This is a genomic window from Bacteroidota bacterium, from assembly GCA_016711505.1.
In the GTDB taxonomy this organism is placed as follows: Bacteria; Bacteroidota; Bacteroidia; order AKYH767-A; family 2013-40CM-41-45; genus JADKIH01.
The window spans coordinates 113924-135993 of sequence record JADJSV010000018.1; the positions used below are offsets into that span (position 1 = coordinate 113924).

Sequence of the window (22070 nt, forward strand, 5' to 3'; positions counted from 1 at the left end):
CCCCTGCTCAATCAAACACTGCAATTCCTTACCATAACTTACAACTTTATTCAAATTGATCAATTTGAATTTTTTGATTTCTATATTGTGGTTCTTCATCGCTTTCAAAGTTGTTTCACTCGACTTGAACTATGCTTTCAAAAGATCACTGCATGGCCCTTCCAGACTTTTAATTATTTTTGAAGTTTTCTCTTCTACAGAAATTTTATTTCTGCTTCAACATAATTAGTTTCTTTGAGAAGTTTGACGCCCGCGCTAAATGCTTTCTGTGCTTCTTCCTGACCTTTTACCAGAAAAAAAGTGAGTAGGAGACAGATTAAAGTTGAAATCTTTTTCATGTGTATTTTGTTTTGATAAATTACAATAAAAGTTCCATCACTGATTTTACTTCTTGAACTCTTTTGTTACTTCAATTTTCCCAACAATGTTGTTATTAAATTCTTCTAGTTTGTCAGCAGGAATCCAAAGTTCATTGTGAATTAGTCCGCCTACGTTTTCGATTTTGAATTTCGACAAGTAGTCTTTCCTGACAGCAAACCTTGTCACATAACCGACACCATATGCCGGAACATTCCATTCTTTTGAAATCTGTATTGCGTATTCTTCGTTCATCACCGGGTAAAAGATTGGTTGTTCAGGTAATCTTGGCGGAAATTTTGTCCAGCCCGATTTTTCAATTAAGTCGAGTTCGACTTGATTTACAGGCCTGAATAAAAATGTGGTATCTACTGTATTCATTATTTATATCATTGTAATTGTTTCTTGAAGTACTACACGTCTCGGTATTATAATCAATCATTGCACCTGACTTCGACTTGTTGTTAAATATTTCTTCAAACTACATACTTATTTTTGAGCTTTCCACCTGTCTAATCGTTTCATTCCTCTTGTAAAGAGCCAAGAAACAAATCTTGAATGTCCACCTTCCATCATTTTTTTCTGGCAATATTCTTGAAATTCTGAGACATTATTTCCCTTGTAAACAAATTCGCCATTTTCATAGCAGTAGGAACAATATTTTTTGCTAATACTTTTGTCCGCATTTGTTCCACCTCCTTTTTCGTCTCGTTTTAATGGCATTCCGCAAGACTGACAGTTTTTAAATTCTTTATCCATTTTTAGCGTTGTTATTATTTTGGTAGAGTTCTTGGTTGGGTTGCACCTAACGTTTAGCATTGCCGAAGCATCATTTTTTTACCGAAATATAAACATTTAAAGAGTAAAATAATTATGTTGTGGCAATGCGCTGATAGATCCAGAGGCAGTTATTTTATTTTATTCGTTTTAGTTTTATTGGTATCTGAGAAAAGTGTTATTTCACTCTTTGATTTTTTTAACGGAAGGGGATCCCACGCTCCTTTTCTAAGAGGATTAACGCAACTCACGAGAATAAAACAGATCCCCCAAAAAGCGAAAAGATGGAAACGATATTTATTCAATTTACGTAAGGGTTTCATTCTTCTAGTCTTAATCAAAATTTATTATTCTATTTCAAAATGTTTCATTAGAAGCAAAACTCTAACACGTATGATAGAATAATATTTGTAATTACAGTTAATTTTTTTGGCGTGCGGTGTTAGCGGCCGACGCATTACTTGGTCGTCAACATGCTTATTGCTTCTTCAACATTATCTACTTCTATGATCAATTTTTTATAATGTTCGTCTTTTAATTCTACAACTATACTTTTTTTATGGTCAGATACATCACAAAATATTGTACCGTCTCTTAGAATGTAAGTCCCGGCAGTAATTAAACCGGGTATGTGAGTACCAGGCATTCTTAATCCAAGTATCCAATTCAGGTTTTCTTGATTTGGAAAAGCGTTAATAATATTTTCTGCGGGAATTGTTATCTGACTTTTGAGAGCCCAAAGCTTGTGTAAACCTTTTACTTCAAATATAAAGTTGTCGGCTTGTTTTTCTATTGTGACCATTGTTTTTTTTTTAATCTTACTATCAAATCTAATGATTTTATTGTTAAAGCCCAGCTGTCTCTTAGATCATGAATGAAAATGTTTATTAACAAGGTTTCTGTTTTTGTTCTAATCCATAAACCTAAAATTAATACCTTGAACTTCTTATGTATATTTCAGCAAATCATCAACAACCTGTTCTCTCCCGGTTTTTCTCTTGGTGCTCGATGAATGCAAGGAAGAACTTTGCTTTCAGGATGATCAACAGCCAGCTTCCATATATTTCCTATACCTAAGCTAGTAATGTGCGCATCGGGTTTTGCCTGGTAATGCAGATCAAAGAAGTGTTCGTTTAAGAATAATTCAAATCCGTGATCTTCTCCTTGATAGAGTTTTTTAAGTTGTTGACGTATTTCGGGGATGAGTACTTTTTGTTCGGCTTGTGAATTCGGCAAGATTGCACTGGACTCGCCATAGTAGGTACATAAAAAGGTATCGGTTGGCACAGGCGATCGATCGACATGAAAAGAATAAACATCGGTTGGGAAAAAGGAATGTTCATTATCTCTATCATAGTACTTTATCAGATTTAGAACAGGAGATGAGCCATGAGCTTTCAAAATGTTCAAATCACTTAAAAGGATTTCTCGCGCAAGTTGTCCTTGTTCACTCAATTCAAGTTCATAAAGCATCTCTTCATCAATTACTGTAATGTTCTCCTTTAATTCAATTTTTTGAACGATCTCTGAAAAATCACCAATGAGTTTACGCTTCCAGCATATTGCATTTATTTTCCCAAGAAAATCAGTGTTGAGCAGATCCTGAAAAGTAGTAACGAAGTGAATTTGATTTTCAGAGAGTGAAAGATCGCTCATGATGGTTTTACTTTGCGTTGATATTTCTTTTGGTGTGTCCAAGTTTCATGAAATATTTTTCAAAATACTGATAGACAAAGAAACTAATTATCAGTGTAAATATTACTGACAAAATCAGATTGTATAATTCGGGAAAATAGAAGAACCGTTTACGGAAGATGGAAGCTGCAATTCCTGTAAAGATCCAGATAATAGGGTGGAGTAGATAAACCGAATAACTTGCCTCTCCTAATAGTGTTAGTGGCTTATGAATAAACGCGGGAAATTTGAAAGTTAGTTTGTAAAAACAAATACATATCAGGAAACAACATGTTGTAAAAATTAATCGGTTTGTTCCTGTAACGATGTTGATTACATTTCCTGTCGTTGGATAAAATGTAAATAATAACATTCCGAAAAGCAAAATTGAAAGTACAATTGTGTTTTTGATTTTAATATTGTGAAGAAAATAACCAATTAAAAATCCACCAAGAAAAAGAAAGACCTGATTAAGTGGATTTACATAGTTTTTCCATTGTTCACTTAAAAGTAAATCCGGACTAAGTTTTACGAAAGCGAAGTATAGATATGAAACTAAAATAGCAAGTGATAGCATTATCATTAAAGGTTTGAATTTTTTAATAAGAAGAATAAAAAATGGAAAGAAAATATAAAATACTATTTCATTCCCAATTGACCAGACTCCTGTTGAAAATGATTTGTCCCATCTGATAAACCCAAAGAGTCCTGAGAGATTTAGAAACAAATCTGTCGGATCAGGCGTCTTTCCTGAAAGCATAATTGAAATAAATGTTACCAGCCACAGTAATGGAAATATTCTGAAAAATCTTTTTTTAAAAAAATCAAGAACATCTTTTAGTGATGGCTGCATTTTTTCATAATATACATAGTAAAGAGTTAGTCCACTAAGTACATAAAATATAGCCACCCCATAAAGACCAAGCCTGCCCATAAAAGTATCAGAAGAAAAATTTCCATATGTCAGACTCAGATAATGATAGATCATTATTCCAAAAGCCGATAATCCTCTTAAATAGTCGAGATTGTATAGTCTGTTCAAAATTTAATTTCTTTTGACGAACGGTCTTAAATTTTTAATAATCCGCGAAACGCCCGGGCAGCATAGTATGATTCAGCACCATTATGATAGACACATACAGTATCAAAGCGACGATCACAGAAAAGCGCTCCACCCAGCTCTCTGATTGTGGAAGGTGTTTTTATCCAACTGGATGTTTTGAGATCGAATTCGCCAAGTTTTTGAAGCTCTCTGTATTCTTCTTCATTCAAAATTTCTACTCCCATTGCAGCGGCCAGATCAATTACATTGTTTTTTGGTTTGTGTTCTTTGCTGGATTGAAGTGCTTCGTAATCGTAGCACAAGCTTCTTCTTCCTTTAGGACTATCAGGCGAACAATCGCAGAAAATATATTCATTTGTTTTCTTTCCGAAACTGATTACATCGGGCTCGCCACCGGAAATTTCCATTTCATTCAATGACCATAATTTAGCCGGTGAAGATTTCAGTTTCGACAGAACCTGATCCCACTGAACTCCTCTATGACGCTTCATGTTTTTTTCAAAACGTTCTTTCAGGATGGCAAGCAACTCTTCAGATTGTTTTGATGATAGTTCTTTTTTCAATCAGTATTATGTTAAATATTTAAGATCAAATTAAGTAATTATTAATCGTCTAAACCTTTTCCTGCTAAAATTCTTTTCACATTTTTATCAATCCGTGAATCACGGGTTTTTGACTGTTTCGCAGAGGAAAAAAACAGGAGATATCCACGCTGACGACCTAGAGTCAGTTTGGCAAATGCTTTTTTCAATGCCGGACTTTTTTCCAACCTGATTTGAAATTCATCCGGCATTGTAAATTCTGTCGTCTTTTTAAGTTCGACTTTCAAACCTGCTTGTTCAATTGATATAGCTTCACGGATGTATGCTTTTAATGTGGATTTTGTTTGTTCAATTTCCTTAACATTGGTATAACGGATCTGACGTGCTGATTGAACATTCTTGGTTTGCTGTACCAAAATTCCTTTTGCATCTTTTAATAATGCACCCTTGAAAAATAGAACGGCGCAATATTCTTTGAATGCATGAATGAGCACAATGTTTTTTTTATTAATTGTGTAACAAGGGACACCCCATTTCAATTCTTCATTTAAGCCAATTGCAAGAATAGTCTTCCTTAAAGTTTCAAGTTCTTTCTGCCATTTTGAGTTTTTGACAAAAAAGAAATCTGCTTTTGCATTCATTGGGTTCTGTCTTATTTTAGTTTACTAACAACTTCCTGTAATCGATCATGGGCCATGTTTATTCCTTGAGCGAATGGTAATTTAAGCATTTGATCTCTGTTTTCAGGAGAGCGATAGACAATTTGCATTGTAAGTTTGCTTTTGTCGCCCGAAAGACTTTCGAACTCTAAGAATTCCAGTTGAACAGGAAATGGTGTGTTTTCCATTTCAAAAGTCCGAACGATCAGGTTCTCCGGAATAAATTCATGTATTGCACCATTGGCACGAAAGACGACATTTCCATTTTGATCTTTAGTTTCAAAAAGGTATCCGCCGTGTTTTTTATTTTCGAGTTTCAACACATTTGTACCCATCCATTGCTCAACAATTTCAGGATCTTCATAGGCTTTAAAAAGCAGATCTAAAGGAAGATCAAATTCCCGCGTGATGACAAGATACTGTTTACCGTCTTCTGCATTTATTTTGGTTTTGCGTTCCATGGCAACTTATTTTTTCGATTTGTATTTTTTCATAACGGCTTCAAGTTTATTGAACCGATCATCCCACATATTGCGGACCGGTTCTATAAAATCTGCAACATCTTTCATTTTTTGCGCATTTAGATGAAAATATATTTCTCTTCCATTCTGAGTTTGATGTAATAATTCGCATTCAGCAAGGATCTGCAAATGTTTGGAAACAGTAGGCCGGGCAGTGTCAAAGTTTGAGGCAATTGCTCCGGCAGTCATGGCCTGCGAAGCGACCAGAAGTAAGATCGCCCGCCGCGTAGGATCAGCGATCGCCTGAAAGACATCTCTTCGTAAATTCATTTATGTAGCTATTTGGCTACAAATATATGCGTAGTTATTTGACTACGCAAATTAAATTTTAAATTTATTGGTTTTATAATTAAGCGGGTAAAGATTATAATTTGGAAGAATGTCCGGATATTGATGGATTAGACACGGATTTCATTTCAACAAGGATGCAATCTCCGTTATTACTTGCATTTTGTAGAGAGAATCACTTGATTCCATCGGATAGCCGCTACGAACATATCTGATAATACCGGACTTGTCAACTACAAAAGTTGTCGGGTACATGTCTACGTTGAACAATTTGGAAATTTCATCGGAGTCATGAGAGAGAGTCAGGTGTTCATCATCATCGGTGGGAAATCTTATTGTTACCTCACATTCAGGTAATACATCGTACATAATTATTTTCGCTCCACATGCTTTACGAAACCCGGAATATTGCGAAGGTAGATCAGAATTGTATGCAACTAATCTTTCTCTTGAATGCGGAGCGATAGACAATATCTGAAAAGCACTATCAGGAAAAATAGTATCAAGTTGTGCTAAGAATGGCATTTCTTGAAGACATGGCCGGCAGCCAAGGGACCAGAAATTAATAAGTGTTACCTTTCCCTTGAAATAAGAAGCATCAACATTTTTATTTCCGAGAGTTACACCTGTAAAGACAGGGACGGAATTGTCCAGCAGTGAAGATCCGTCACTGAATAGAAGCGAAGAGCAAATAAAATAAATAAGAAGAGCTTTCATAAATTTTTAATTTTCATTTTTTATTTCATTTTTTTATTTCCATATAATACACAGGGCTTCACCCTGTGGTGGCGAATTTCGCCCTTTCAGGGCTACTTTTTATAAAAAGAAAATACATTTGCAAAAGGAGTATTTATAAGGAATCTTCAGATAGTATATAAATATATTCCTCGATCTCAGATTGTCGTTCATTTGCAAATCCTTTGTCTTTACCGATTTTAACAAAACCACATTTTTCCAGAACCTTTTGTGAACCTAAATTATCAAAGGCTACGCGCGCATGGATCGGTCTTATGGTTTCGATCTTTAAAAATTCTTTAAGCGCATTTGAAGCAATTCCCCGGCCCCAGAATTTTCTATCGATCCAATAAGTAATTTCCGGTTCGTTTTCCATTACAAATTTGGAAATACTTCCGACAACATTATTATTAACTTTTATTGTGAGCATATTAATGGAAGGATCGGTAAGATATTTTGAATACCGTTCAACATATGCTCTTTCGTCTTTTGAGTCTTTATTAGTAAAAGCAGCGAGGTGTCTGGCTTCTTTGTCAAGTTGAAAATGAAACAATAGTTTCAGATCATCTAATGTAGTCTGTGTTAGATTTATTTCCATTATTGTTGAAGCGTATGAAATTTCAAGAAATTAAATATTAAAATAAATTGTAAGTGTTTGCCCCATCGAAACCAGTAATAGTTCAAATTGGCGACTTGGGTAATTTCTTTAAATTTTTAACATATCTTTCATCATTATATGGTTTACCTGAACTTATTATTTCAAATAACTCAACTGATACACATTGGCCAATCAGTTTATTTATATCAATATCATCAAAACCGCTTTTTTTTAATCGGTCAAAAGTAATTTTTACCTCTGGTGGATTATCCTCTTTAAGTTGGTTTTTAATAATTTCAAAAATTTGTTTTTGAAGTTCATAATTTATTTCCATTCCTGTATGAATAAGGTGGTTATATTTTATTTTTTATAGAAAGGGAGAATCAAAGTTATAAATACTAATCTAAGTAGAAAGAGGTCGATAAAAAAAAGGAGCAAAAATTTCTTCCTGCCCCTTTTTTGTGATAATTTTCAAGTAGTTTTAATCAATAATAAATCTACCTGTTTTCAAAACATTGTATTTATCATTTATAATATAAAAATACACTCCCGAATCCCAACCTTTTAAATCCAGAATTGAATTTGGTGAACCAAGTTGAAATTGTTTAATTGTTTTACCTAAATTATTAAAAACATTAATTGTCATTTCCGGTTTAAAATCATTAAGCGAAATATCTATTGCAATCATTTCAGAAGCCGGATTGGGATACAATGAAATGGTAAGTTTTTCCAGAGCACCTTCGGCTATTCCTGTTTGTGAACAAACATCAATTTTCACATAATTCACTGCTGAGAAGTTCACTCGTGTCAGGCTCGATGCCGATGTTACCGGAGTAACAGAAACAGGAGAAGTTGGAAGTGTTGTCATAGTTGTATTGACAAAAGTGTATGCAGTATCGTATAATGCACACGATTGAGTCAAGGCAGTATCTGTACTACAAAATGTTCTTGTATTATTAAATCCGAGTTTACCACCCAATATTGAAAAATCATTTGATGAACCATAAACTACATCATTTATGTAATCGTATTCAGGGTGAATTCTTGTCCATAAAACATCGCCATTTGAATTAAATTTTGTAGTTGCGGGTCTAATGTCTAATCCGGACCATTCGTAGTTTCCTACCATGTAAAGAAAGCCATCCGAAAATTCATAACCGTAATCTATAATTCGAGAACCAAGTACGCTGGTTTTGCACCAGATTACATTACCGACAGAATCTACTTTCGTGATCAAAGTTCTTAAACCCGGTACGGCAACTTGTGATGATGTTCCTGCAAGAAGAATTGAACCATCCTGAAGTTCGGTAAATTCCATAAACCCTGTTGTCCATTCAGGTCCCACATATAGTTGACTCCATAGAAGTGTACCCGAAGAATTGTAACATGCAATAAGTCCTGAACCGTTAGATATTGATGGATTGTCATAGGCTGTACCAACAGCAAGATAGTTTCCATTGTTCAGACGACGAGCCATATAATAATGATCCGGGTCCGGTAAAAAATTTCTTGCATCGCTCCATACAACATCGCCTGAAGAATTTGTTTTGATTATTCCGGAGTATGTATTTCCGGCATTTGTAGTAAGTATAAACCATTATCTGAAGGATCCAAAACGCAATCGTAAATTTGAATTGCATAACTTTTCATATAGGAAATAGTTCCGGAAGCATCGGTCTTCAGGATAAAACCACCTCCGTTAAATGTTGTATTTCCTGCAATTGCGAATCCGTTGTCGGGTAATTCAATGATGCGTTTGATTATGGCATTGCTAGTTGTGAATCCGGATATAAATGTATTCCACATTTTGTTCCCACTCTGATCATAACGGATCAAGGAGAATCCATAATCGGCAGGAGAAAGAGAACCCCTGTATTCGTTATCTGTTAATACGACCATTCCGCCATCTGCAGTTAATGCCGATGTGGCAATGCGTCTTAAGTTGGAATCAAGCGAGTAATCATATATTTTAAAATGATGACTGTTTTGTCCTTTAGCAGATGTAGAGCAGAAAACAGTAAGAATTAAAATAATTTGTAATAATTTTTTCATAGATTATATTTAGGTTGTGGATTAATTAATATTCAGGTAGTGCAATAAAAAACCCGCCTTACCTGAAAGTAAGGCGGGTTAAGAATAATATAAGTAAAGATGCACTAATTAATCGGATAAAGAAGAATTCCGTAGATTATTATAAAACCTGATCAGAATAGACAATACAAACAATTTATATTATCATTCCTGTATAAACTCTATTTCAGATTTGGATTAAAAAGTATCATATTTATTAATATGCTTTTTGTGATTTAAAATTTTATTACCGATTATTAGTAATAACAGTTTTCCACTTTGTTGTCTCTGCATATTCCTTAATTAAATTATTTCTTTCGACAAGAAACTTTTTAAGATAGTTTTTGAGGATAAGTTTATCGAAAACCTTGCCTAGGATACCAAAAGGAGATTGAAAGCTAAAAACATCTTTCATTATTACTCTGTCATTAGCTTGTTCAAAATAATGGTCGTGAACAATGAACTTAAAAATTCCCTTCTGCTGTTCATCCCTGAAATGAAATGGCCTTTCAAAGGCAGTTATTTTTGAAGTTAATTTCTGACGTATACCAAAATGAGTAGCTTCCCAGGTAACAGTTTCACCAAAATTTATTAAACCTTTTGCCCGCCCACCAATTGCTTTTTCATTTGTTCCGGCAGTAGAAATCTGATGAAAGTCGATGCTTCGTGCTAAATCAAAACATCTTTCGATGTTGCTTTTGATTTCAATTTTTAGTTCGATAGTTGGCATTTCATTTAATTAATATTCTTTTGCTTAGATGCCATCTTGCTTTAGTTCAAAATGAGAGATTGACTTTCTGCGAAGCAGTTTTGAAAAAGCAGGTTTTTGAAATCTAAAACCTAACGCTATACTCTATAACTCCAATTAAGCTGCGTGTAAGACCATCGGGTCTTGTATCTCTGACGATAAATGGCGCAGCAGCACTGAATTGTAATGTACTCTTAGTGGTAAGTTCGACATCCAAACTTATGTTTCCATTCAAAGTTAATCCTGCAGAGCTAGCAATTTCTCTTTTCGTACCTGAACTGTCAGTATAGCTATCATTTGAAAGGTGATAAATTGGTAAAAGTCCGGGAGTAAATTTCATTTTGGAGGTAAATGCTATTGGTCGAGATATTCTGAGAAAAACGTCGCCGCTGCGAATAAAATTTCTAGTTGATTGAAATTGTCGAATGGGTGAATTAATAGGATAGTCAGATACATCAAACTGGTTTTTATTTTGGGTAATCGGTTGTTGGACTGCAAGGGCAAGTTGAAACTTCTTTAGTTTAAAACCAAAAGCAACAAGGAAGTCAACCGTGCCGAGACTGGATTGATAATCCATCGGAAGCGAAACGTTATTCCGTTTATTGTTTCCATTTGTAAAAGGAATTTTTGCTCCTATTGTAAATTTTAAATTGTCATTTGGTTTATAATTCCCAGTCAGAAATATATCGCTTAGTCCATAAGCGCTGATACCATTACCGTTTTGTGAAAGGGATGTCAATTTCAGATCCATTACAAATTTATTTGAAAACTCTCGGTTATATTCAAGAGCATTTCCCCATACTGAAATGGAATTGTCGGCAATTCCATAAAATGCACCAATTTTTACCTGATTGTTTTTTGAAGAAAGGCTATCGTCGGCGGAAGCTTTAATGCTATTCAGTGAACAAAAACCGGCATCGCTGCAACCTTGGCCATTAGCGGATGATGAGAAAATCAAAATGACTGCGCAAACTCTGAAAAAATAACTCAAGCAATATGTTGAGTGGCTTTGCTTCGAATTTGTTTTTATTGGGCAATTAAAATAATAATAATTTTTTTTGTGTTCATAATTGTGTGGTTGTCCCATATTCTCTATAGCTTATTGTAAGTATAAAGATAACGCGAAGTTTATTAAAAATTGTGAAAAGGATAAAATACTTGTTTTAAAATTAAATGAATTCATGTTTTTGAAAAATTAAAACACTAAGGGCACTAAGTTCACGATAAGAACACGGAATACTTAGTGGTCTTATCGTGAACTTAGTGCCCCTAGTGTTTTAATTACCCAGGTTCAACACCCTTCATTCGCCATCACAAACTCAAAATCCTGTTTCACTTTTTCACCCGATGAGTTTTTTGCCGGAATCCACTTTGGCATTTTATTTAGACCTTCAAGCATTAATCGATCGATGTCCTGATCGCCGGTCGATTCTGAAACACGGGCATTAATTATTTCCCCTTCTTCATTCACTGTAAACTTAACCATCGCTTGTCTCAAAGATGAAGTAATATTGGATGGAATATTATCTATAACTTTCTCTTTCATGTATTGTTTCATCTGAACTTTTCCACCTTTGAAATTTGCTTCTACATCAGGTACTACTGTAACGGAAAAGCTCATGGTGCGAATTTCAGTTTTATCGGTTGCGGAATTTTGTGATTTGTATTTCACATCAATGAGCACTTCTGCACCAAGATCCACTGAAGAAACAATTTTCTTTTGTTCAGAAGTCAGTGTTCCATTCAAACCGGATGCTTTCACCTTTTTTCCATTACTCGTAGAAACTATTTCTGTAGACACATAATTATTCAACCAATTTGCAGGATAACCTTCACATATGTCGTCCAGTTTCGTAGCAGAATTCAGTTTTGCTTTTGTTACAGGATTTTTATATGCGCCACGGACCCCAAAGGAGAGATTCGATTTAATGTCTGATCCCGGAACTTTGTTTCCTGATAGAGAATTATAAGCTACAAAGTGTTTGACAGAGTCTTGAGAAAACAGAATCGTGCTCACTAATAGCAACAGAAGAGTTAATTTGATATTTTTCATTTGAGATAATTTTAAAGATACGGATTATTTTACAATACTTTTATCACTCTTTTTTGTTTCACCTTTTTTGCAGCATGCTTTATCTTCTTTTAGCATTGCATCTGTTGTACCTTTAGTTTTACTGCAAGTTGCATCTTTTTTACATTCTTTGTGATCTGCCGTCGTACATTTTGCAGAACATTTGTCACCTTCTTTTGCAAATGTGGAAAGTGTAATAAATAGTACTGCTGAAGTTAGAATTAATTTTTTCATTGTCTTGGAGTTTTAGAATTTATGTAACAAAGCTACTTCAGAGATGGAAAAATCTTGTTAGTCACTCGTTATTGAGTTGTTATTAAGTTGTTAATGCACGATAATTACAGTATTAATAGCTATTTTTGATCATTCAAATGAAGCAGAACCGGACTACATTATTTATCGTTATTTCTTCCGTTGCACTACTGATCGTTCTCATTATTCAGGTGAACTGGATCTATACTACGGCCAAGATCAAAGAAGAGATCTTTAATGATAAAGCAAACCTCGTTCTTTCAAAAACTGCAGAAGCACTTAGTACAGATACAGCGGCGTGCAGGAATATGGAAGAGTGCATCGGTAAAGATGAAATTCACAAAACGGATTCTTTGTTCAATAGCTCAATGCAGTATTACAATTTTCATATTGATTATGCATTTGAAGTAAAGAAACCTGATGGAAATGTTCCTGTAAGTGAAAGTGGACTAAAAAACAATGTTTACAAAAAAAGACTTGAAGAAGAAGCAACGAAAAACGGACTGGAATTGAATATGATCCTTCCAGGAAAGAAGCAGTTTCTTTTACAGGAAATGGGAGTGTTATTCATTGCTTCAGTAATACTGATCATAATTGTATTAGTGCTATTCTGGAGAACGATCATGTCGCTTATCAGAGAAAAAAGAATTTCTGAACACACGACAGATTTTCTGAACAACATGACCCATGAATTTAAAACCCCATTAACTAATATTGCTCTGGCAGGGAAGATGGTAGGTAAGGAGGCATTATCCGGACACGATGAAAAAGTAAAACACTATTCGGAAATTATTTTGCAGGAAAATGAAAAGCTCAGACTTCAGGTAGAACAGGTTTTGAGTATGACAGCTCTTGAAAGAGGGGAGATTCCAATCCGAAAAACTGAAATTGATCTGCATGAATTGATCGATAATACACTTAAAGTGCATTTCAATTCAAATCGAAAATTTGAAAGGAGAAGTAGCTTTAAATCTGAAAGCTGAAAATGTTTTTATTCAAGGAGATAAAACTCATCTTACAAATGCTATAAGTAATCTGATCGATAATTCGATCAAATATTCAAAAGGACAACCGAAGATTGTTATTCAAACATTTAACAGTGGACAAAATATTATCATAACCATTTCCGATAACGGAATTGGTATAGAGAAGGAATACCAGAAAAAAGTGTTCGAGAAATTCTTCAGAGTGCCAACAGGAAATGTGCATGATGTGAAAGGGTTCGGGCTCGGTCTGGCCTACATAAAAAAGATCGTTGAATTACACAATGGAACAATTGTACTACAGAGTGAACCGGGCAGAGGAACAACGTTTGCCATAACTTTACCAAATGCCTAAAGAGAAGCTAAAAATATTACTTGCTGAAGATGATGACAACCTTGGAATTCTGCTTGTTGATTATCTCCAGACGGAAGGCTTTGATGTAAAACTTTGCAAAGATGGCGAAGGAGCATTAAATATTTTCCAGAATGAACGATTCGATCTTTGTCTTTTTGATGTTATGATGCCTGTTATGGATGGATTTACTTTAGCAAAGAAAGTTAAACTCAAGGATAGAAAAATTCCTATAATTTTTATCACTGCTAAATCATTAAAGGAAGATAAATTGAAGGGCTATGAGTTAGGTGCCGATGATTACATTACAAAACCTTTCGATGAAGAAGAATTATTGTGGAAGATCAAAGCGGTAATACGGCGAATTCCTGCAGGTATAATGGATGTGAAACATGATTTAATTGCTATTGGAAAATATTCGTTTTGACATAAATAATCAAGTGTTGAAGCTTGGTGAGCAATCAAAACGCATTACGGAAAGAGAGTGTGAGATTCTTAAATATCTGGCAGAGAATCGAAATCATCTGGTAAAGAGAGAAGATCTTTTAAAAGATCTATGGGGTGAAAACGATTATTTTTTTGGAAGAAGTCTCGATGTGTTTATCACAAAGATCCGAAAGTATCTCAAAGACGATCCTGAATTGAGTATTGAGAATGTTTTTGGTGTTGGTTTTATTTTTAATGTTCCCGAATAATTTTATTTTCCTTTAATGATCTTGTTAATGACATAATTTAATGTCGCATCAGAAGTATCCATGCTACTATTTTGCTGAAATGGAAGATCAGGAATTGTTCCACGCCCTGTCAATGGTAAATCGTTGTCGAGCATAAATTGTTCTGTCGGAATCTGAACCTCAATTTGCGAAAAAGGCAAAATGATTTCTTTTATGTATCCTGCAAGTACTTTATCGTTTCCACCGGTCTCTTCACCTACAAAGGTTGTTTTCGTATTTCTTTTTAAACACGAAGCCACAATTCCGGAATTGGAAAAACTTCCGCCATTTATCAGGACAATTAGATTTCCTTGATATGCTTCCTTTGATGGCTGGAGCAGTCCGGTAAATTTTCCTCCGGTCTTTTTTAATTCATATTTCCCACCGGAGGAATTCACTTTATAGTAAGATTCAATCAGTGAAAATGGTTTATCTATTAAATGCGATACTAATAGCTTTCCATAAGTCAGCTCGCCCCCTTGATTGTCTCTTAAGTCTAAGATCAGATAGGGAGTTTTATTTTTTTCAATTTCATAAAAAGCTTTTCGAATCTCTTTTTTAAAATTCTGTTTGTAGATATGTTTTAAAACACTTTTGTGGAAATCCCTGATTTTTAATACTGCATAAATACTGTCATTTGAGATTTGAAGTTTAATTCCTTTCTCTGCTTGCAAAGTATTTTCAATTTCCTGATAATTGCGGATGTTATAATAAGAAATGCTGTCCTTTGAAAGTGCTTTGATCATTACAGTACCCGTCGCGTCTCTTTGTAAATATTCAATTTTAAAATCAGTTGGATGTCCGTATGAAAAACTATAGTAGTTTCTGAAGTAGTTACTTAAAATCCATGAAGGATATGTTTGATTATTTCCATCTCTGACCAATCTTTTTTTCAATTCAGAAATAATTTCTTTAGAAGAAATATTATTGATGCTAATGATTTCCGAACCACGAAGTACGGAATTTTCATATGTAAGAACCCGATCAACATATAGTTTGTTTTCATAAACGATTAATTTATACGGTAGAAACTTGCTGAATGAGTCGTGATATGACATAGTTTCCTTCCCTGGAAGAAAATTAGTATGACCATCTTTAATAGTTGAGCTAAGCACGGATATATGCTTGTAGAATTCAAGATCAGTCATCGGTTGGATGATACTATTTGATAAACTATCATAGAGTTTGTCTAATTCTGTTTTAGAAGAATAGAGATACAAATTGGGATGAAGGGTCTCCAGTTTATTTTTAAGAAAGAGTAAATCTTGTCTTAATTCATTGGAGGAAAGAATTCGATCTTGTTTTAGTGCCGGTTGGCTGAATGAAAATTTGTAATGAATGCAAAGAATTAGCAATACACTATAGGAAACAAATCTCAACATATATTTCTAATTCTTTCGTATTGTCTTTACTGAATTTTTTCCACTTCGATCCAGCCTTCGTTTTGATGATACATCATACACACGATTGCGTCCTTTGCCGAACCGGTGCAGTTTTTGATTGCTTTAAATGTGGCAGTAACAATAGTGCCATCTGAAAATGGTTCGGCTTTTTCACGGTTACAAATCAAATAATCTTTTCCATCAAACCGTAAATAACTACCCGTGCAATCTTTGATCACTGTCACTTTTTCTGTACGTTCTTTTTCACAGGAAATAAGTAACAAAGACATGACAGGAATTAATATTAGCATTATTACTTTCATTTCATTTTGGTTTTTAATGTCTGCCGGATCATTTTCTTGCCGGTTAGATTTTCACAAAACGAACGCGGCATATGTTTTCTTGTTGGGAAACGATAAAAAAATACACTCCTTGGGCAATAAGGGAAAGATCAATTTGTGCTTCTCCACCATTGATTTTTCCGGACGATACAATTCTACCTAAATCATCGAAAATCTGAAAGTCATCATCAATATTTGCTTCAGTTTTCACATTCAGCAATTGATAGACAGGATTTGGAAAAAGGTCAAATTTAACGGAGTTACTATTTTCAGAAATTGTATTTATAAGGGCATTTCCATCAATCAACATTTCGCGGTTGGTTGAAGAAACGCTCACTCCATTCCGGAATTCATCAATCCGAATATTTATAGCATAAATATTACTTGAGTATGGAAGCTCTACTTTTCCGGTTTGACTATCAATAGAGATCCCTGTCGGAAAAGTGTAATTTGAAGATGTAGCAGGAGCCAGGCTGAATACCAAACTGTCGCCCTCTGCGTCAAAAGCAAACGGTTCATGAATTATAGTGTTACCTAATCTGTAAATTTCAGTCTGTTTATTCAGAAAAACCGGACTTGAATTTGAACCGATATACGGATTCATCATTAATCTTATTGAAGGAAAAATAATTTCTGATTCTGAATTCATGATATTACTAATTGACGAAATTCTGAAACTGTCAGGGTAGTAAATCTGATGTGTTCCATTTCCCGCAAATGCATGCTGGTAAGAATATTTCCAGAGTGTAATATTATTTGAGAGTTGAGTAGAAATTCCTGGCACGATCGTATTTTCAAACATCAACGTATCGCGATCAATGCCCATCCCGGATTGTACATATAAACTGATCTCAAAATTACATGTTTGATTGGTGGGATTGCTGTACTTTATTTCGGAACCACGAATATCCTGAGACTGAATATTTGTTGTGGCTAAAAGAATAAATAGAAACCCAAATATTTGTTTTAGCATGGGGAGTAAATTTAGAAACGAATTATAACCAAATATAAGGAAAACTTACTTCTTACACTCTTTCTGACGCATATTTAACCCCGGGGACCCCGCGAAAAAGCAGGACCTTATTGACAATTTTTATTGCATGAAATAGTATTGATTTTAAATATAAAAGGCTGACGCCATGCGTTGAGTCCCCTCAATTTCCCCTCTCGCATGGCTATCCACCGCGGCGGACAGCATTTTTTAAATAAACAAATGACCTCATATAAAATGTAAATTCAAACCGCGTAAATGATGGTTATTTTAAGCAACTCCGCAATTAAACGAGAGGGTCAGTGGCACTAATATTTCTTTCTATAGCTGAATTTAAAAAATTCAATTAAATTCAGCCCAAAATACTCATTACATGATTTATCCCACCAACTTAAAAAGAGTAATATTATTTTTTATTCTGCTCAGCGCCGTATTTTTTTGTGAGGCTCAATCTGCTCTTCAAAAGGATTCTCTGATTCAGTCTTTATTGAAAAATCATGTAACCACAGAAGACCAGGGAATACAATTAATTAATTCCGGAAATTTTGAAAGCGCAAATAGTTTTCTGACGAAAGAAATTTCTTCCAATGAATCCAATGCATCGGCATATTTTCAAAGAGGTGTTGCAAATTTTGCAATGAGTGATACACTGGAGGCTTGTCGTGACTGGAGTGCAGTGCTTGCCCTTGGCGATACTGCAATGTTCAATTTACTCGAAAGTAAATGCCATAGTTCAATGATCATAGAGAACGATACTATCCCTGCAAAAAAATATAAGAAGATGTGGGGAAGGGAAGATGCCAATGCAGCATCAAAACTTGTTGTAGATGAGATGCCACAGTTTCCGGGAGGACAAGAAAAGCTTGCAGAATATATTTTTACGAATACTCCTAAACATACTAATGGAAAACATGGTACAGTGTATGTAGATTTTCTGATCAGTCCAAAAGGCAAAATTCTTTTTCCGTATGTGAAGAGAGGAATTGGGAAAGAGTATGATTCGGAAGCTCTCAAATTAATTCGCTCAATGCCAGCATGGAAACCGGGTAAAGAAAAGGGTAAAGCTGTTTATGTGAGAAGTGCTGTGCCGGTGCGTTTCTGATATTTTTTTTAACACTAAGTTCACTAAGTTTTTGGCACAAGAACACTTAAAGTGATGTGCTCTTGTGACGAATTTTGGGGTTTGAAAAAACCAAAACTGACTTCCCGGTGATCTTGTGCTGAAAACAAGTGATCTTAGTGTTTTATTTTTACACTTAAATTTTACACATAATTATAAAAAAAACGCCCGCAATCAAACTGACTGCAGGCGCTGGCGTGTTTCACTTGTTCAATTATAAATTACTCTACCATCAGTTTTTTATTGATGATTCCATTCTCAGAATATAATCTTAATAAATAAACTCCCGGAGAAATTAAACTTAGGTCAATTTCAAAATGTTTTAGTGATTTTATTTCAGAATTCGTTTTTCTGTAAACTATTGCTCCGGATGAATTATATAATTCCAACGAATTAATTTTATCATCTGAATTCAAATCAATATTTATTTTTGAATCCGCAGGATTTGGATACAAAGCGATTGATGCATCAGAAATAATATTCAAAACACCTGTACAGATATCAACAGTTATGTTTTGAACAGAACTTGTGTTGCATCCCATTGAATCTACAAATGTAATAAGAATCAGAATATGTTCCTGATCCAATCGCCGGATTAAAAGATTCCATTCGTTATTCCCGCGCCAAAATAAATTCCGCCAGATGGTGAGCCACCGGCCAATATGAAATTGATTGGCATCTGAACAAACATTTCAAAATGGATTCAATGATGCTAACAGGTACCGGAACAACTGTCATTTGGTTGTTGATGAATTTCCTATGCAACCATTGCTATCTGTATAAAAGTAATCAACATTATAAGTTCCTGCCCCAACCGCAGGATTGAAAATTCCGTCTGCAATTCCTGTTCCTGCATATATCCACCGCAGGCGTCCCTCCTGAAAGATTGTAAACAGGATTACATGTACTTGAATACATATCCGGTCCGGATGTAACTATGGGATTCGGATTCTCAACGATTTCAATTGGTTCTGAAGTTGATGTACAGCCTATTGAATTTACAACGGTCACCGTATAGGTTGCTGAAGTTGATGCATTGAATGTTTGAAGTGTATCTCCGTTTGTCCATAGGTAACTTGTCGGCAAATCATTTCCTATTGACACTGCATCTACTTCATTCCATCCGATAACAACAGACATATCCATACTTATCATTACTTCTGAAACCGGAAACGATGTCATTGGAAAAGTAATGTGAAGGATCTGTGCAGAATCACCCTTGTATTCGGGAATTGCTGTGTATACTATTTCATATTGATCTGTATTCGGATTTTTTACAAAAACCGTATCAACAAAATCCGGTCCGAATGTTTCATAAATGTCAATGAAGTTAATCGGAATTGGGTGCGTATATCCAAGCTCCAGAAATTCCTGATCATCATGACCGACAGGCGACCATGCTAATTCTATATCTCCATAATTTGGATAAACATCAGGTTCGCCCAGCACTTGTATTGCACCGTAATCAAATTCTTCCCATTCTGAACTGAAAGAAATTACAGATGATGCCCACCGAATATTTACATTTCCTGAACGTGCAGTAAGGTCGACATTACCGCCTTCGCAGAATGTTGTTGCCGATGACGGAACAATTACCGGAGCCGGAGGTGCAGGAAATACTTCCAGGAATTGTGGTGCCGATGTCTTTGTACAACCAAATGAATTGGTAACAATTACAGAATAATTTCCTTCTTCACCGGTTTCCAGAGTTGAAAGAGTATCTTCTTCAATGACGTTTCCATTCATTAACCACTGATTACCTTCTGTTGCGCTGCTTGTAAATTCAGCAACCGATCCATGACAAAAGGAAAGGGAAGACTGAGTAGAAATTACAGGAACTGCCGGCGATGGATTCAATGTTAATTCCATTGAAGGAATTCCAACAGCACAACCATTTGCATTGGTAACAGCAACAGTATATGTGCCGGCAAGTGTCGATGCAATTGATCGTGTTGTTTCTCCATTACTCCATAAATAAGTATTGGTATTATTTTCAATTGCAGAAGGACCTTCCATTAAATATGCTATTGAATTATCTACTGAATTGGTTGTTGTTTCATTGCTTATATCGTCAAAGTCCCAGTTGCCTATAAGGCCCGGCTGACTTCCTACAACATGCAATGTTTGATCTTGTATAATTTCTGATGGAGTTCTTACTACGTTCCATAAACGTACGTTGTCAATACTTCCATTGAACCAGTCGTTTCCAAAACCAATGTTGATTGTATTGTCCCAGTCAAAATCAGAACGGTCAACTATACCGCTTGCAACTAATATTCCATCGACATAAATTCTTTGTCCAATTCCCGATTCAACAACGACTGCAACATGATGCCATTGTCCGTCTGCATAATTCTGTCCGCTTGAACTTATGATCTCTTCAGAAGAAAAAAGTCTGTGAAAAATTTCACCTTCTTCCAGATAGAGATTTCTGTCATTGGATCCGCCAAGGTCGCCATCACGGACACTTGAAATTCCTGTATATGGTTCTGAAGTTTTGAAATCGAGTTCAAATGTATAATCAGTTTCCGGAGAATTGATTGGAAGCAACACGCGGTTAGGAGCAGTAAAGCTCAATGCTTTTCCATGAGATGGTCCGGTCAGAATTACTGTATCACCTTCGCAAATTGCGGGTGAAATATTTGTTGTGATCACTGTATCATAGTCAAGTGGACCGGCAACAACAACGGTAATTGTTGTTGAGTCACCAAGACTATCGGTTACTGTATAATCATAAGTTCCGGCGGTTACGGTGAAAGTGCCTGTACCGGTAAATGGTGGAACACCGTCTATTGCTGAAATTGTAACATCAGAAGTTCCGTTAACGCATGGAATAAAAGTTGTTGTTGCTGTTGCTACTACTGTAGACCGAAGCAATTCAACATAACCATATGATCCTCCACCAAACTCCATAACACGGAATTCAATCGTTGACGTATCTCCAAGAAATCCTTCCCAGACGTCACCATGATAATCACAACAGTCTTCGTGATTCCATACCTCAACACCATCAATGATCAGATAAGCCCAATCATCGTGACTTGGAATGTTGATGTGATAATAACCATTTGGAAACCCGCGCCTCTTTGCAGAGAAAGAGTGATCGTCTTCAAATACGCCTTGTCCCTGGTAACCCGGAGCATAGGATGGACTTTCGCCATCACCCCAGTAGTTAAGGGTAAACATTGACAGATTAGTGTCAACATAATATCCCGCATAATAATCAATGATCCAACTGTTCGCGTTGGAAGAGTTCCATGCGTATACATTCCAGACATTCGTACCAAAAAGAGAAGGGTCACCCACAGTATCCAATGATGAACTTACGGACCCACTTCCGTTTCTGATCAGAGTTTCTGTACTTACTCCCACCACGGAGTTTTGTACATTCGCATGTTCCCCTCTTGATGACACTGACAATGCCAGCGTCACCAGTAATAGGTAACATTTTCTAATCATAAGAGTTTTAATTGTTCAGAGTGGTTTAACTTTTCAATGGGTAATTAGTTCCACGACTGCAATGTTGTGATGTTTATAGTAAAATTTGGATTTGATAAATTTGATTTTCGAAGAAAAAAGAAAGAATCAATTTGTCAGACTTGAAAAAATCCTTGTAATGAAAAAATAAAAAGTGAAAAGTTTAATTAAAAGTGTAAGATTCACAAGGTTTTGATAAAAGGATTAAACACAGAACCAAGTTCACAATTAGTCACAAGAACACTTTGAAAAAACACCTTGTGTAACTGTGGTCAAATCGACTGGTGCTCATGTGTTAAAAAATTAAACACTGAGCCTAATCATTCCGTGTTCTAAATAACCAATCTCAGTGTTTA

At 35.3% G+C, this 22070-nt stretch carries 27 protein-coding genes and 1 pseudogene; 4 read left to right on the top strand and 24 right to left on the bottom strand.

Annotated features, from left to right (window positions below):
* Positions 1–194: 194 nt before the first annotated feature.
* The 19 genes from IPL24_16520 to IPL24_16610 form a co-directional block, all read right to left on the bottom strand.
* Positions 195–338 carry a hypothetical protein gene (locus IPL24_16520; protein MBK8365208.1) on the bottom strand — a complete coding sequence of 48 codons (144 nt, stop codon included), beginning with the start codon at positions 336–338 and terminating at the stop codon, positions 195–197.
* 46 nt (positions 339–384) lie between these two features.
* The gene (locus IPL24_16525; GenBank protein MBK8365209.1) at positions 385–738 is read right to left on the bottom strand and encodes a hypothetical protein; all 354 of its coding nucleotides are present in this window, start codon (positions 736–738) and stop codon (positions 385–387) included.
* 108 nt (positions 739–846) lie between these two features.
* Positions 847–1116, bottom strand: a complete 270-nt coding sequence (locus tag IPL24_16530) for a zinc ribbon domain-containing protein (GenBank protein ID MBK8365210.1) — start codon at positions 1114–1116, stop codon at positions 847–849.
* A 475-nt stretch (positions 1117–1591) separates the two neighbouring features.
* The gene (locus IPL24_16535) at positions 1592–1936 is read right to left on the bottom strand and encodes a hypothetical protein (protein ID MBK8365211.1); all 345 of its coding nucleotides are present in this window, start codon (positions 1934–1936) and stop codon (positions 1592–1594) included.
* Between the two features lie 155 nt (positions 1937–2091).
* Positions 2092–2790: a hypothetical protein gene (locus tag IPL24_16540; protein MBK8365212.1), complete on the bottom strand. Its 699-nt coding sequence runs from the start codon at positions 2788–2790 to the stop codon at positions 2092–2094.
* Positions 2791–2797: 7 nt separating this feature from the next.
* Positions 2798–3850 (bottom strand): acyltransferase, encoded by a 1053-nt coding sequence (locus IPL24_16545; protein ID MBK8365213.1) that lies wholly within the window; start codon positions 3848–3850, stop codon positions 2798–2800.
* A 26-nt stretch (positions 3851–3876) separates the two neighbouring features.
* Positions 3877–4434 carry a DUF4256 domain-containing protein gene (locus tag IPL24_16550; GenBank protein ID MBK8365214.1) on the bottom strand — a complete coding sequence of 186 codons (558 nt, stop codon included), beginning with the start codon at positions 4432–4434 and terminating at the stop codon, positions 3877–3879.
* A gap of 41 nt (positions 4435–4475) precedes the next feature.
* Complete coding sequence (locus IPL24_16555; GenBank protein MBK8365215.1) at positions 4476–5054, bottom strand: DUF1801 domain-containing protein; 579 nt, start codon at positions 5052–5054, stop codon at positions 4476–4478.
* Positions 5055–5065: 11 nt separating this feature from the next.
* A complete protein-coding gene (locus tag IPL24_16560; GenBank protein ID MBK8365216.1) occupies positions 5066–5533 on the bottom strand; it encodes an SRPBCC domain-containing protein in 468 nt (155 codons plus the stop codon).
* Positions 5534–5539: 6 nt separating this feature from the next.
* Positions 5540–5863, bottom strand: a complete 324-nt coding sequence (locus IPL24_16565; protein ID MBK8365217.1) for a winged helix-turn-helix transcriptional regulator — start codon at positions 5861–5863, stop codon at positions 5540–5542.
* Positions 5864–6004: 141 nt separating this feature from the next.
* Entirely contained in the window at positions 6005–6598 is a 594-nt protein-coding gene (locus tag IPL24_16570) for a TlpA family protein disulfide reductase (GenBank protein ID MBK8365218.1), read from the bottom strand.
* 133 nt (positions 6599–6731) lie between these two features.
* The gene (locus IPL24_16575) at positions 6732–7214 is read right to left on the bottom strand and encodes a GNAT family N-acetyltransferase (GenBank protein ID MBK8365219.1); all 483 of its coding nucleotides are present in this window, start codon (positions 7212–7214) and stop codon (positions 6732–6734) included.
* Positions 7215–7296: 82 nt separating this feature from the next.
* Positions 7297–7548: a hypothetical protein gene (locus IPL24_16580; protein MBK8365220.1), complete on the bottom strand. Its 252-nt coding sequence runs from the start codon at positions 7546–7548 to the stop codon at positions 7297–7299.
* A gap of 147 nt (positions 7549–7695) precedes the next feature.
* Positions 7696–8691, bottom strand: coding sequence for a T9SS type A sorting domain-containing protein (locus IPL24_16585; protein MBK8365221.1), 996 nt, complete (start codon positions 8689–8691; stop codon positions 7696–7698).
* 74 nt (positions 8692–8765) lie between these two features.
* Entirely contained in the window at positions 8766–9266 is a 501-nt protein-coding gene (locus tag IPL24_16590) for a hypothetical protein (protein ID MBK8365222.1), read from the bottom strand.
* 265 nt (positions 9267–9531) lie between these two features.
* Positions 9532–10014 carry an SRPBCC family protein gene (locus tag IPL24_16595; GenBank protein MBK8365223.1) on the bottom strand — a complete coding sequence of 161 codons (483 nt, stop codon included), beginning with the start codon at positions 10012–10014 and terminating at the stop codon, positions 9532–9534.
* Positions 10015–10117: 103 nt separating this feature from the next.
* A complete protein-coding gene (locus tag IPL24_16600) occupies positions 10118–11023 on the bottom strand; it encodes a hypothetical protein (GenBank protein MBK8365224.1) in 906 nt (301 codons plus the stop codon).
* Positions 11024–11323: 300 nt separating this feature from the next.
* The gene (locus IPL24_16605; GenBank protein MBK8365225.1) at positions 11324–12085 is read right to left on the bottom strand and encodes an energy transducer TonB; all 762 of its coding nucleotides are present in this window, start codon (positions 12083–12085) and stop codon (positions 11324–11326) included.
* Between the two features lie 24 nt (positions 12086–12109).
* Positions 12110–12337 carry a hypothetical protein gene (locus IPL24_16610; GenBank protein MBK8365226.1) on the bottom strand — a complete coding sequence of 76 codons (228 nt, stop codon included), beginning with the start codon at positions 12335–12337 and terminating at the stop codon, positions 12110–12112.
* Between the two features lie 137 nt (positions 12338–12474).
* Here IPL24_16610 and IPL24_16615 point away from each other — a divergent pair, with 137 nt between their 5' ends.
* The 3 genes and pseudogenes from IPL24_16615 to IPL24_16625 all read left to right on the top strand — a co-directional run bounded on the left by IPL24_16615 (position 12475) and on the right by IPL24_16625 (position 14385).
* A complete protein-coding gene (locus IPL24_16615; GenBank protein MBK8365227.1) occupies positions 12475–13338 on the top strand; it encodes a hypothetical protein in 864 nt (287 codons plus the stop codon).
* The gene (locus tag IPL24_16620) at positions 13304–13693 is read left to right on the top strand and encodes an ATP-binding protein (GenBank protein ID MBK8365228.1); all 390 of its coding nucleotides are present in this window, start codon (positions 13304–13306) and stop codon (positions 13691–13693) included. The genes IPL24_16615 and IPL24_16620 overlap by 35 nt, the downstream gene beginning before the upstream one ends.
* Positions 13686–14385 (top strand): annotated as a pseudogene (locus IPL24_16625) (response regulator transcription factor). The gene IPL24_16620 and the pseudogene IPL24_16625 overlap by 8 nt, the downstream one beginning before the upstream one ends.
* Positions 14386–14387: 2 nt before the next feature.
* On the opposite strand, the gene IPL24_16630 reads toward IPL24_16625, so the two are convergent.
* The 3 genes from IPL24_16630 to IPL24_16640 form a co-directional block, all read right to left on the bottom strand.
* Complete coding sequence (locus tag IPL24_16630) at positions 14388–15623, bottom strand: hypothetical protein (GenBank protein MBK8365229.1); 1236 nt, start codon at positions 15621–15623, stop codon at positions 14388–14390.
* Positions 15624–15811: 188 nt separating this feature from the next.
* A complete protein-coding gene (locus tag IPL24_16635; protein MBK8365230.1) occupies positions 15812–16108 on the bottom strand; it encodes a hypothetical protein in 297 nt (98 codons plus the stop codon).
* Between the two features lie 43 nt (positions 16109–16151).
* On the bottom strand, positions 16152–17099 hold the full coding sequence (locus tag IPL24_16640) for a T9SS type A sorting domain-containing protein (protein MBK8365231.1): 948 nt from the start codon (positions 17097–17099) through the stop codon (positions 16152–16154).
* Positions 17100–17604: 505 nt separating this feature from the next.
* On the opposite strand from IPL24_16640, the gene IPL24_16645 reads away from it, so the two are divergent.
* Positions 17605–18219 carry an energy transducer TonB gene (locus IPL24_16645; protein MBK8365232.1) on the top strand — a complete coding sequence of 205 codons (615 nt, stop codon included), beginning with the start codon at positions 17605–17607 and terminating at the stop codon, positions 18217–18219.
* Between the two features lie 239 nt (positions 18220–18458).
* Here the strand turns inward: IPL24_16645 and IPL24_16650 are convergent, their stop codons facing one another.
* Together IPL24_16650 and IPL24_16655 are read right to left on the bottom strand one after the other, a co-directional pair.
* Positions 18459–18824 (bottom strand): T9SS type A sorting domain-containing protein, encoded by a 366-nt coding sequence (locus IPL24_16650; protein ID MBK8365233.1) that lies wholly within the window; start codon positions 18822–18824, stop codon positions 18459–18461.
* 208 nt (positions 18825–19032) lie between these two features.
* On the bottom strand, positions 19033–21696 hold the full coding sequence (locus tag IPL24_16655; protein ID MBK8365234.1) for a LamG domain-containing protein: 2664 nt from the start codon (positions 21694–21696) through the stop codon (positions 19033–19035).
* Positions 21697–22070: the final 374 nt, after the last annotated feature.

Bases quoted from the DNA above. Each gene is read 5' to 3' on its own strand.
- IPL24_16635 (MBK8365230.1), bottom strand. From the start codon at position 16,108: ATGAAAGTAATAATGCTAATATTAATTCCTGTCATGTCTTTGTTACTT.
- IPL24_16580 (MBK8365220.1), bottom strand. From the start codon at position 7,548: ATGGAAATAAATTATGAACTTCAAAAACAAATTTTTGAAATTATTAAA.
- IPL24_16535 (MBK8365211.1), bottom strand. From the start codon at position 1,936: ATGGTCACAATAGAAAAACAAGCCGACAACTTTATATTTGAAGTAAAA.
- IPL24_16525 (MBK8365209.1), bottom strand. From the start codon at position 738: ATGAATACAGTAGATACCACATTTTTATTCAGGCCTGTAAATCAAGTC.
- IPL24_16575 (MBK8365219.1), bottom strand. From the start codon at position 7,214: ATGGAAATAAATCTAACACAGACTACATTAGATGATCTGAAACTATTG.
- IPL24_16585 (MBK8365221.1), bottom strand. From the start codon at position 8,691: ATGGCTCGTCGTCTGAACAATGGAAACTATCTTGCTGTTGGTACAGCC.
- IPL24_16605 (MBK8365225.1), bottom strand. From the start codon at position 12,085: ATGAAAAATATCAAATTAACTCTTCTGTTGCTATTAGTGAGCACGATT.
- IPL24_16520 (MBK8365208.1), bottom strand. From the start codon at position 338: ATGAAAAAGATTTCAACTTTAATCTGTCTCCTACTCACTTTTTTTCTG.
- IPL24_16560 (MBK8365216.1), bottom strand. From the start codon at position 5,533: ATGGAACGCAAAACCAAAATAAATGCAGAAGACGGTAAACAGTATCTT.
- IPL24_16565 (MBK8365217.1), bottom strand. From the start codon at position 5,863: ATGAATTTACGAAGAGATGTCTTTCAGGCGATCGCTGATCCTACGCGG.
- IPL24_16615 (MBK8365227.1), top strand. From the start codon at position 12,475: ATGAAGCAGAACCGGACTACATTATTTATCGTTATTTCTTCCGTTGCA.
- IPL24_16540 (MBK8365212.1), bottom strand. From the start codon at position 2,790: ATGAGCGATCTTTCACTCTCTGAAAATCAAATTCACTTCGTTACTACT.
- IPL24_16570 (MBK8365218.1), bottom strand. From the start codon at position 6,598: ATGAAAGCTCTTCTTATTTATTTTATTTGCTCTTCGCTTCTATTCAGT.
- IPL24_16595 (MBK8365223.1), bottom strand. From the start codon at position 10,014: ATGCCAACTATCGAACTAAAAATTGAAATCAAAAGCAACATCGAAAGA.
- IPL24_16640 (MBK8365231.1), bottom strand. From the start codon at position 17,099: ATGCTAAAACAAATATTTGGGTTTCTATTTATTCTTTTAGCCACAACA.
- IPL24_16655 (MBK8365234.1), bottom strand. From the start codon at position 21,696: ATGATTAGAAAATGTTACCTATTACTGGTGACGCTGGCATTGTCAGTG.
- IPL24_16590 (MBK8365222.1), bottom strand. From the start codon at position 9,266: ATGAAAAAATTATTACAAATTATTTTAATTCTTACTGTTTTCTGCTCT.
- IPL24_16555 (MBK8365215.1), bottom strand. From the start codon at position 5,054: ATGAATGCAAAAGCAGATTTCTTTTTTGTCAAAAACTCAAAATGGCAG.
- IPL24_16530 (MBK8365210.1), bottom strand. From the start codon at position 1,116: ATGGATAAAGAATTTAAAAACTGTCAGTCTTGCGGAATGCCATTAAAA.
- IPL24_16610 (MBK8365226.1), bottom strand. From the start codon at position 12,337: ATGAAAAAATTAATTCTAACTTCAGCAGTACTATTTATTACACTTTCC.